Origin of the sequence: Streptomyces apricus (assembly GCF_008369065.1) — a bacterium.
Classification (GTDB): domain Bacteria; phylum Actinomycetota; class Actinomycetes; order Streptomycetales; family Streptomycetaceae; genus Streptomyces; species Streptomyces apricus.
This window is the reverse complement of record NZ_VDFC01000046.1, coordinates 507913-516373: the sequence shown is the minus strand read 5'-3', so window position 1 is coordinate 516373 and position 8461 is coordinate 507913. Positions and strand designations below refer to the sequence as shown.

6 protein-coding genes and 1 pseudogene are annotated in these 8461 nt (G+C 71.6%); 2 read left to right on the top strand and 5 right to left on the bottom strand.

Going from position 1 to position 8461, the window contains the following annotated elements; translation table 11 throughout:
• Positions 1-36: 36 nt before the first annotated feature.
• From FGF04_RS22385 to FGF04_RS22365, 5 genes and pseudogenes are all read right to left on the bottom strand, one after another.
• On the bottom strand, positions 37-942 hold the full coding sequence (locus FGF04_RS22385) for a pseudouridine-5'-phosphate glycosidase (protein ID WP_149513082.1): 906 nt from the start codon (positions 940-942) through the stop codon (positions 37-39).
• 90 nt (positions 943-1032) lie between these two features.
• Complete coding sequence (gene fdhA / locus FGF04_RS22380) at positions 1033-2259, bottom strand: formaldehyde dehydrogenase, glutathione-independent (RefSeq protein ID WP_149513081.1); 1227 nt, start codon at positions 2257-2259, stop codon at positions 1033-1035.
• A gap of 117 nt (positions 2260-2376) precedes the next feature.
• A pseudogene (locus FGF04_RS22375) lies at positions 2377-3373 on the bottom strand (MFS transporter).
• Between the two features lie 187 nt (positions 3374-3560).
• Positions 3561-4115, bottom strand: coding sequence for a methylated-DNA--[protein]-cysteine S-methyltransferase (locus FGF04_RS22370; RefSeq protein ID WP_149513080.1), 555 nt, complete (start codon positions 4113-4115; stop codon positions 3561-3563).
• Between the two features lie 94 nt (positions 4116-4209).
• The gene (locus FGF04_RS22365; protein ID WP_149513079.1) at positions 4210-5085 is read right to left on the bottom strand and encodes a glycerophosphodiester phosphodiesterase; all 876 of its coding nucleotides are present in this window, start codon (positions 5083-5085) and stop codon (positions 4210-4212) included.
• A 278-nt stretch (positions 5086-5363) separates the two neighbouring features.
• On the opposite strand from FGF04_RS22365, the gene FGF04_RS22360 reads away from it, so the two are divergent.
• Both FGF04_RS22360 and uvrB read left to right on the top strand, forming a co-directional pair.
• Positions 5364-6233, top strand: a complete 870-nt coding sequence (locus FGF04_RS22360; protein WP_149513078.1) for an MHYT domain-containing protein — start codon at positions 5364-5366, stop codon at positions 6231-6233.
• 40 nt (positions 6234-6273) lie between these two features.
• The gene (gene uvrB / locus FGF04_RS22355; protein WP_149513077.1) at positions 6274-8409 is read left to right on the top strand and encodes an excinuclease ABC subunit UvrB; all 2136 of its coding nucleotides are present in this window, start codon (positions 6274-6276) and stop codon (positions 8407-8409) included.
• Positions 8410-8461 lie beyond the last annotated feature (52 nt).

Sequence of the window (8461 nt, the reverse complement as noted above, 5' to 3'; positions counted from 1 at the left end):
CCCCCGAGGCGTCCACCCCCGCCGCGCCCGCTTCCGTCACGCCCGGGCCCAGGCCGCCGCGATCCGCCCCGCCAGCCGTACGTTGCCGCGCACCGCCGCGAGGTTCGCCTCCAGCGACGCCCCGTCGGTGTGGCGCACCAGGTGGTCCAGCAGGAAGGGGGTGACCGCCTGGCCGCTGACGCCCTCCGCCTCGCACGCGTGCAGCGCGTCGGCGAGCACGCGCGCGTGCAGCCCGGGATCCAGCTGCTGCTCCTCGGGCACCGGATGGGCGACGACCAGTGCCGTATCGGGCCCGTCCAGGGCGTCCTGGGCGCGCATGACCGCCGCGACCTGCTCCGGCGACTCCAGCGTCCAGTCGACCGGGTGGCCGGAGTCCGACAGGTAGAAACCGGGGAAGCGCGTCGTGCCGTATCCGGCCACCGCCACGCCCAGCGTCTCCAGGCGCTGCAGGGTCGCCGGCACGTCCAGGATCGACTTCACCCCGGCGCACACCACCGTGATGCGGGTGCGCGCGAGGAGCCCCAGGTCGGCGGACTCGTCCTGGGTCACGGTCCACTGGCGGTGCACGCCCCCTAGGCCGCCCGTCGCGAACACCCGCACACCGGCCTGCGCGGCCAGCAGTGCCGTCGCCGACACCGTGGTCGCCCCGCTGGCGCCGGTGGCGACCGCCAGGGGCAGATCGCGGTGTCCCAGCTTGCGGATGCCGTCCTCGTTGGCGACCCGCTCGATCTGCTCCTTGTCGAGCCCCACGTGCGGCCGCCCGTCGAGCACGGCGATCGTCGCGGGGACGGCGCCCTCCTCGCGTACGGCGGCCTCCAGCTCCAGCGCCACCCGGAGGTTGCGCGGACGCGGCAGCCCGTGCGCGATGATCGTGGACTCCAGTGCCACCACGGGTCCTCCCGTAGCGAGCGCCTCGCGAACCTCTTCGGACACCACCAGCACGCGCGTGCCTCCTGTCTGTCGGTCCTCCTCTCATCCCTGGCGGGCGGCGCGCCCGGCCAAACCCCCGCGGGCGCGCCGCGTCGGCGTCCCTCAGACGGGCCGTACCCCGGTGAGCGACCCGTGCGGGTCGAGGACGTACTTGCGACTGGCCCCCTGGTCGAACTCGGCGTAGCCGCGCGGCGCGTCCTCCAGGCCGATCACCGTCGCGTTGACGGCCTTGGCGATGTGCACCCGCTCGTGCAGGATCGCCTTCATCAGTCCGCGGTGGTACCGCATCACCGGACACTGGCCCGTCGTGAAGCGGTGGCTCTTCGCCCACCCCAGGCCGAGCCGCACCTTGAGCGTCCCGGTCCGCGCGTCCTGGTCCACCCCGCCGGGGTCGTCCGTGACGTACAGGCCCGGGATGCCCAGCGAGCCGCCCGCGCGCGTGAGGCCCATCAGCGAGTTGAGGACCGTGGCGGGCGCCTCCGGGGCGTCGGCGCCGTGGGCCCGCGCCTCGAAGCCGACCGCGTCGACCGCCACGTCCACCTCCGGCTCGCCCAGGATCTGGTCGATCTGCTCGCCCACGTCGCCCTGGCTGACGTCGACCGTCTCGCAGCCGAAGCTGCGGGCCTGCGCCAGCCGTTCGGCGTTGAGGTCGCCGACGATGACGACGGCCGCGCCGAGCAGCTGCGCCGACGCCGCGGCGGCCAGGCCCACCGGGCCCGCACCGGCCACGTACACCGTCGAGCCGACCCCGGCGCCGGCGGTCACCGCACCGTGGAAGCCGGTAGGGAAGATGTCGGACAGCATGGTCAGGTCGAGCAGCTTCTCGCGGGCCTGGTCCCGGTCCGGGAACCGCAGCAGGTTGAAGTCCGCGTACGGGACCATGGCGTACTCCGCCTGGCCGCCGACCCAGCCGCCCATGTCGACGTAGCCGTACGCCGCCCCGGGACGGGCCGGGTTGACGTTCAGGCAGATGCCGGTCTTGCGCTCCTTGCAGTTGCGGCACCGCCCGCAGGCGATGTTGAAGGGCACCGAGACGATGTCCCCGACCTCGACGAACTCGACGTCCGGGCCCCGCTCGACGACCTCTCCGGTGATCTCGTGCCCGAGGACGAGCCCTTCGGGGGCGGTGGTGCGGCCGCGCACCATGTGCTGGTCGCTGCCGCAGATGTTGGTGGCGAGCACTTTCAGGATGACGCCGTGCCGGCAGGTGCGGCCGACGTTCTCCGGGGCCACCCCCGGCCCGTCCTGCAGTTCGAGCGTGGGAGGGTCGATGGTCCTGACCTCCACCGCGCCCGGCTTGAGATACGCGACTGCCCTGTTCCCGCTCATACGTGATCGCCGTCCCTTCGGCCCCCGTGCCTTCGGATGCCCATGGCTGTGCGCAGGGCGGAGTCTGCTACCGCCGTACCGGTCCGGCCAGCCTTCGCGCGCGTCCCCGCGGACACTTCAGGAGCGGGAGTCCCCGCGCCGGGTGAACAGGACCAGCGCACCCAGCGGCAGCAGCAGACAGGCCGCGACGAGGTTCAGCCGGCCGTAGCCCGCCTGCGCCATGACGAGGCCCGCGGCGGCCCCGCCGAGCCCCGCCGCGGTGTTCATGGTCAGGTCGGACAGCCCCTGCGCCGCGGCACGCGCCGGCTGGGGAACGGAGTCGGTCAGCAGCGCGGAGCCGGCGACGAGCCCCGCCGACCAGCCGAGGCCCAGCAGGAAGAGCCCGACGGCGGTTTGGGCGTGAGTGGCTCCGGCGGTGCCCGCGAGGAGCGCGGCGCAGGCCAGCAGCGCCATGGCCAGGCCGATGACCGGGAGCCGCCCGAACCGGTCGGACAGCCGCCCCATGACGGGTGAGAACGCGTACATCCCGGCGATGTGGATGCTGATCACCAGCCCGATCAGATCGATGCCCGCCCCGTGGTGGCCGAGGTCCAGCGGTGTCATCGACATGACCGACACCATCGCCGTGTGCGACACGGTCACCGTCACCAGGGCCAGCCGCGCGCGGGGGGACGCCCGGACGGCGGCCGCCCCCGCCCTGATGGAGCGCGCCGCGGGGGACCTTCGCCGACGAGGCCGCGCCGAAGCCCGCCATGCCGACCAGCAGCAGTGGGAAATTGCCCACGACCGCCGCGGCCACGACGGTGCCCGCGCCCGCCGCACCGATCAGATAGGCCAGGACGAGCCCCGGCCGGCGGCCGCGTGCGGTCATCAGCGCGGCCAGCGGCACCGAGAGCACCGCCGTGCCCGTGACGGTCGCGGTGGGGGCGAGCCCGGCGAGCGACTCGGTGCCGGCGACCTCCCGGGCCAGGACCACGGCGAGCGCGATGCCCGTGGCCACCCCGAGCCCACCGAGGATCTGACCGGCCACGAGCACGGCGGACGTACGGCGTCGCAGCGCGGACAGCCCGGCCGCGTCGAGGGTCCCGCCGGCCGGCCGCTCGACGGCGGTCATCGCGCACACACCCGGAGAAGAGGACCGGCCACCCGGAGAGGAGGACCGGTACGGAAGAGCGCGTCCGGGCCCGCGAACTGCACCGGGTCGGACGCGTGCACACGAGTGAAGTCGGGCATGGTCATCGGCGCAGTCTCCCCCCTGGCCCCGGGACCGCGACACCCTCCGTACGGGACGGGAGCGGCCGTCAGAACAGCGGTTCCGGCAGCACGCCCTCCAGCGCCAGCAGCTTCCGCTTGGTCTCCACACCGCCCCCGAACCCGCCGATGCCGCCGTCGCGCTCCACGACCCGGTGGCAGGGCACGACGACCGGCAGCGGATTGGCGCCCATGGCCATGCCCACCGCCTGGGCCGCTCCCGGCTGCCCGACGCGCCGCGCCAGGTCGCCGTACCCCACCACCGCCCCGTACGGAACGCCGGAGGCCAGCTCGCGCAGCACCTCGCGGTGGAAACCGGAGATCAGGGACCAGTCCAGCGGCAGTTCGAAGTCGTGGCGCTCGCCCGCGAAGTACGCCGTGACCTGGCGTATCGCCTCGGCCAGCAGCGGGGACCGCGGGGCCTCGACGGGCTCGGTGCCGAACCGGGACCCGAGCCGCTCCAGGGCCCTGTCGCGCACCTCGTCCGTGGCGTGGAAGACGACGCTGACCAGGCCCTGGCCGGTCGTCGCCAGCAGCAGCGGTCCGATGCCGCTGTCGACGACGGCCCACTCCACCCGCTGCTCGTTCTGCCCGTGGCTGTCCATGCGCTCCACGGTACGGCGCACCACTGACAGCGCCGGTGCCGTGGACGCCCGCGGCACCGGCGGCCGGGGCGCCGCCCCGGAGCCCCGGACCGCGTCAGCCGGTGCGCAGGGCCTTGCGCACCACGTCCGGCTTGTTCGTGATGACGCCGTCCACACCGAAGCGTGCGACGCGCCGCGTGTCCGCCGCGGTGTCGACGGTCCAGGTGAGGATCTCCAGGGGCTTGCCGTGCGGCCCTTCGAGCGCGTGGATCGTCGCGACGTACCCGCGGGAGATCGTGGTGTGCGAGGAGTTGATCTGGTCGGCGAAGCGCGCGTAGGCGGGCAGCTGCGCGACCGACGGGGTGCCGAGGAAGCCCGTCTTCACGTCGGGCCGCAGCCGGTGCACGGTACGGATGCTGTTCGCGTCGAAGCTCTGGACCACCAGCCTGCCGCGCACGTGCGCCGGGCCCAGCCAGCCCTCGTTGCCGAGCAGCTTGAGGGTCTCCCGTTCGATGCCCGGGTAGAGCGCGGGGTTCTTGATTTCGAGGACGAGCTTCTGGTGGTTGCGCGACACCCGGTTCATGTACTGCTTGAGAGTCGGTACGCGCGCGCCCTTGTAGCGCGCGTCGAACCAGCTGCCCGCGTCCAGGCGCGCGATCTCCGCGGCGGTGAAGTCCTTCACCTTCCAGGGGGACCGCCCGGGGAAGACCTGCTCCACGTCGGTCGTACGGGCCAGGCTGTCGTCGTGGATCACGACGAGCTTGCCGTCCTTGGTGCGCTGGACGTCGTTCTCCACCCAGCTGAACCCGAGGCGGGCCGCCCTGTCGACGGCGGCGAGCGTGTTCTCGGGAGCCTGGGCCGAGGCCCCGCGGTGGGCCACGATCCGAGTCCGGTCGGTGCCCGGGTCCGCGTGGGCGGTGGGGGCGGTGATGACGACGACGGCTCCCAGGAGCGCGGTGGTCGTGGCGGCGGCGGCAGCGCGTGCGTGCATGCGTACTCCTTGCGTCTGCGATCACGGACAGTCCCAGAGTGACAGCAGGGGGTCAACTTCAGGGGGGTACAGGATGGCCATAAATTGAATGGAGTTGCCCAAGTCCGCTCACGCGTGCCGCACAACTGGGGCAGGCTCGTGATTCTTTGCCGGAAAATCGTTCGAGCGTTCCGGAGCGGGTCATACTCTCTGCGACAACCCTGGTCACCGCGGTGCTGTTGGGACGGGGCGATTTCTCAGGATTTCCGGGACGTAACAGGGCGGAAGGGCAACCGCGCATGCAGGGCACGGTCGACGGATTCAGCTACGGACTCGTCACGCCGCTCGTGGCGTATCTGATGGCCTGCCTCGGCGGAGCACTGGGCCTGCGCTGCACCACGAGGTCGATGCTCGTCACCCGTTCCTGGCGCCCCGGCTGGCTCGCCCTCGGCTCGGCGGCGATCGGCTCCGGCATCTGGACCATGCACTTCATCGCGATGATGGGGTTCAGCGTCCAGGAGACCCCGATCCGCTACGACCGGCCGCTGACCTTCGCGAGCCTCGGTGTCGCGATCGTCATGGTCGGCATCGGGATCTTCATCGTCGGATACCGGGGAGCCTCCGGAACGGCCCTGTTCACCGGGGGCACCATCACCGGACTCGGGGTCGCCTCGATGCACTACCTCGGCATGGCCGGAATGCGTCTCAACGGGAAGCTCGAATACAACACCCTCACCGTCGCGGCCTCGGTCGTCATCGCCGTCGCCGCCGCGACCGCGGCTCTGTGGGCGGCGGGACAGGTCCGCGGGTTCCTGTGGAGCGTCGGCGCGAGCCTCGTCATGGGCCTGGCGGTCAGCGGCATGCACTACACGGGGATGGCCGCCCTCAGCGTCCACCTGCACGGCGCCGGCCCCGCCCCTGCCGGGGACTCGCCCGCGACCCTCCTCGCCCCGCTGATGATCGGCCCGCTGGCCTTCCTGCTGCTGGCCGGCGTCGTCGTGATGTTCGACCCGCTGATGGTCATGGGCAAGCCCGACTGGAGCCACGTCGAACACAAGCCCGGCATCCCGGCCCATCCGGCCCACCCGGTCCGGCCCGCCGGCCGGGGGTACGTGCCCGGCCCGCGCTCCCGGCACCACGACCGCTTCCGCACCCCGCAGAACCGCTGACGGGAGCCCGTTGTCAGTGCGGGGTCGTACGGTTGATGCCATGCGGCCCGTATCAAAGATCGAACGCACGGTGGCGCCCTTCGAGGTCGTCAGTCCCTACCAGCCCAGCGGCGACCAGCCCGCTGCCATCGCCGACCTCGAACGGCGCATCCGCGCGGGCGAGAAGGACGTCGTCCTCCTCGGCGCGACCGGCACCGGCAAGTCCGCCACCACCGCGTGGATGATCGAGAAGCTGCAGCGCCCCACCCTGGTGATGGCGCCGAACAAGACGCTGGCCGCCCAGCTGGCGAACGAGTTCCGCGAGCTCCTGCCGAACAACGCGGTCGAGTACTTCGTCTCGTACTACGACTACTACCAGCCCGAGGCCTACGTCCCGCAGTCGGACACCTACATCGAGAAGGACTCCTCGATCAACGAGGAGGTCGAGCGGCTGCGCCACTCCGCGACCAACTCGCTGCTCACCCGCCGCGACGTCGTCGTGGTCGCCTCGGTCTCCTGCATCTACGGCCTGGGCACGCCGCAGGAGTACGTGGACCGCATGGTCAACCTCAAGGTCGGCGACGAGATCGACCGCGACGACCTGCTGCGCCGCTTCGTCGACATCCAGTACACCCGCAACGACCTGGCCTTCACCCGCGGTACCTTCCGCGTGCGCGGCGACACCATCGAGATCTTCCCGGTCTACGAGGAGCTGGCCGTCCGCATCGAGATGTTCGGCGACGAGATCGAGGCGCTCTCCACGCTGCACCCGCTCACCGGCGAGATCATCAGCGACGACCGGCAGCTGTACGTCTTCCCGGCCACCCACTACGTGGCGGGCCCCGAGCGCCTGGAGCGCGCCGCCCGCGACATCGAGAAGGAGCTGGGCGAGCGCCTGACGGAGCTGGAGAAGCAGGGCAAGCTCCTGGAGGCCCAGCGCCTGCGCATGCGCACGACGTACGACCTGGAGATGCTGCGCCAGATCGGTTCCTGCTCCGGCGTCGAGAACTACTCGATGCACTTCGACGGCCGCGAGCCCGGCTCCCCGCCGAACACCCTGCTCGACTACTTCCCCGACGACTTCCTGCTCGTCATCGACGAGTCGCACGTCACGGTGCCCCAGATCGGCGCCATGTACGAGGGCGACGCCTCCCGCAAGCGCACCCTCGTCGACCACGGCTTCCGGCTGCCCTCGGCCCTGGACAACCGTCCCCTGAAGTGGGAGGAGTTCCAGGAGCGCGTCGGCCAGGCCGTCTACCTGTCGGCGACACCGGGCAAGTACGAGCTCTCGCGCGGCGACGGCTTCGTGGAGCAGATCATCCGCCCCACCGGCCTCGTCGACCCCGAGGTCGTGGTCAAGCCCACCGAGGGCCAGATCGACGACCTGGTGCACGAGATCCGGCTGCGCACCGAGAAGGACGAGCGCGTCCTGGTCACCACGCTCACCAAGAAGATGGCCGAGGACCTGACCGACTACTTCCTGGAGATGGGCATCCAGGTCCGCTACCTGCACAGCGACGTCGACACCCTGCGCCGGGTCGAACTGCTGCGCGAGCTGCGCGCCGGTGAGTACGACGTCCTGGTCGGCATCAACCTCCTCAGGGAGGGTCTCGACCTGCCCGAGGTCTCCCTGGTGTCGATCCTCGACGCCGACAAGGAGGGCTTCCTGCGCTCCGGCACCTCCCTCATCCAGACCATCGGCCGCGCGGCGCGCAACGTGTCGGGCCAGGTCCACATGTACGCCGACAAGATCACCCCGGCGATGGAGAAGGCCATCGAGGAGACCAACCGCCGCCGGGAGAAGCAGGTCGCGTACAACACGGAGCGGGGCATCGACCCGCAGCCCCTGCGCAAGAAGATCAACGACATCGTGGCGCAGATCGCCCGCGAGGACGTCGACACGGAACAGCTGCTGGGCACGGGCTACCGCAACCTGAAGGACGGCAAGAACGCCAAGGCGCCCGTCCCCGCCCTGTCGAAGGCGGACAAGGGGACCCGGCCGGCCGGATCCAAGGGCAAGGCGACCGTGCCGACCGACCGCCCCTCGGCGGAGCTCGCGGAGCAGATCGAGGAGATGACGGTCCGGATGCGCGCGGCCGCCGCGGACCTGCAGTTCGAGATCGCCGCGCGGCTGCGCGACGAGGTCTCCGAGATGAAGAAGGAGCTGCGCCAGATGAAGGAGGCCGGGATCGCCTGACGCCGGTCCGCCGCGCTGTGTTGCAAGACCGACACAAAGTGTGCACCGGGCT

Bases quoted from the DNA above. Each gene is read 5' to 3' on its own strand.
- FGF04_RS22370 (WP_149513080.1), bottom strand. From the start codon at position 4,115: ATGGACAGCCACGGGCAGAACGAGCAGCGGGTGGAGTGGGCCGTCGTC.
- uvrB (WP_149513077.1), top strand. From the start codon at position 6,274: ATGCGGCCCGTATCAAAGATCGAACGCACGGTGGCGCCCTTCGAGGTC.
- FGF04_RS22365 (WP_149513079.1), bottom strand. From the start codon at position 5,085: ATGCACGCACGCGCTGCCGCCGCCGCCACGACCACCGCGCTCCTGGGA.
- fdhA (WP_149513081.1), bottom strand. From the start codon at position 2,259: ATGAGCGGGAACAGGGCAGTCGCGTATCTCAAGCCGGGCGCGGTGGAG.
- FGF04_RS22360 (WP_149513078.1), top strand. From the start codon at position 5,364: ATGCAGGGCACGGTCGACGGATTCAGCTACGGACTCGTCACGCCGCTC.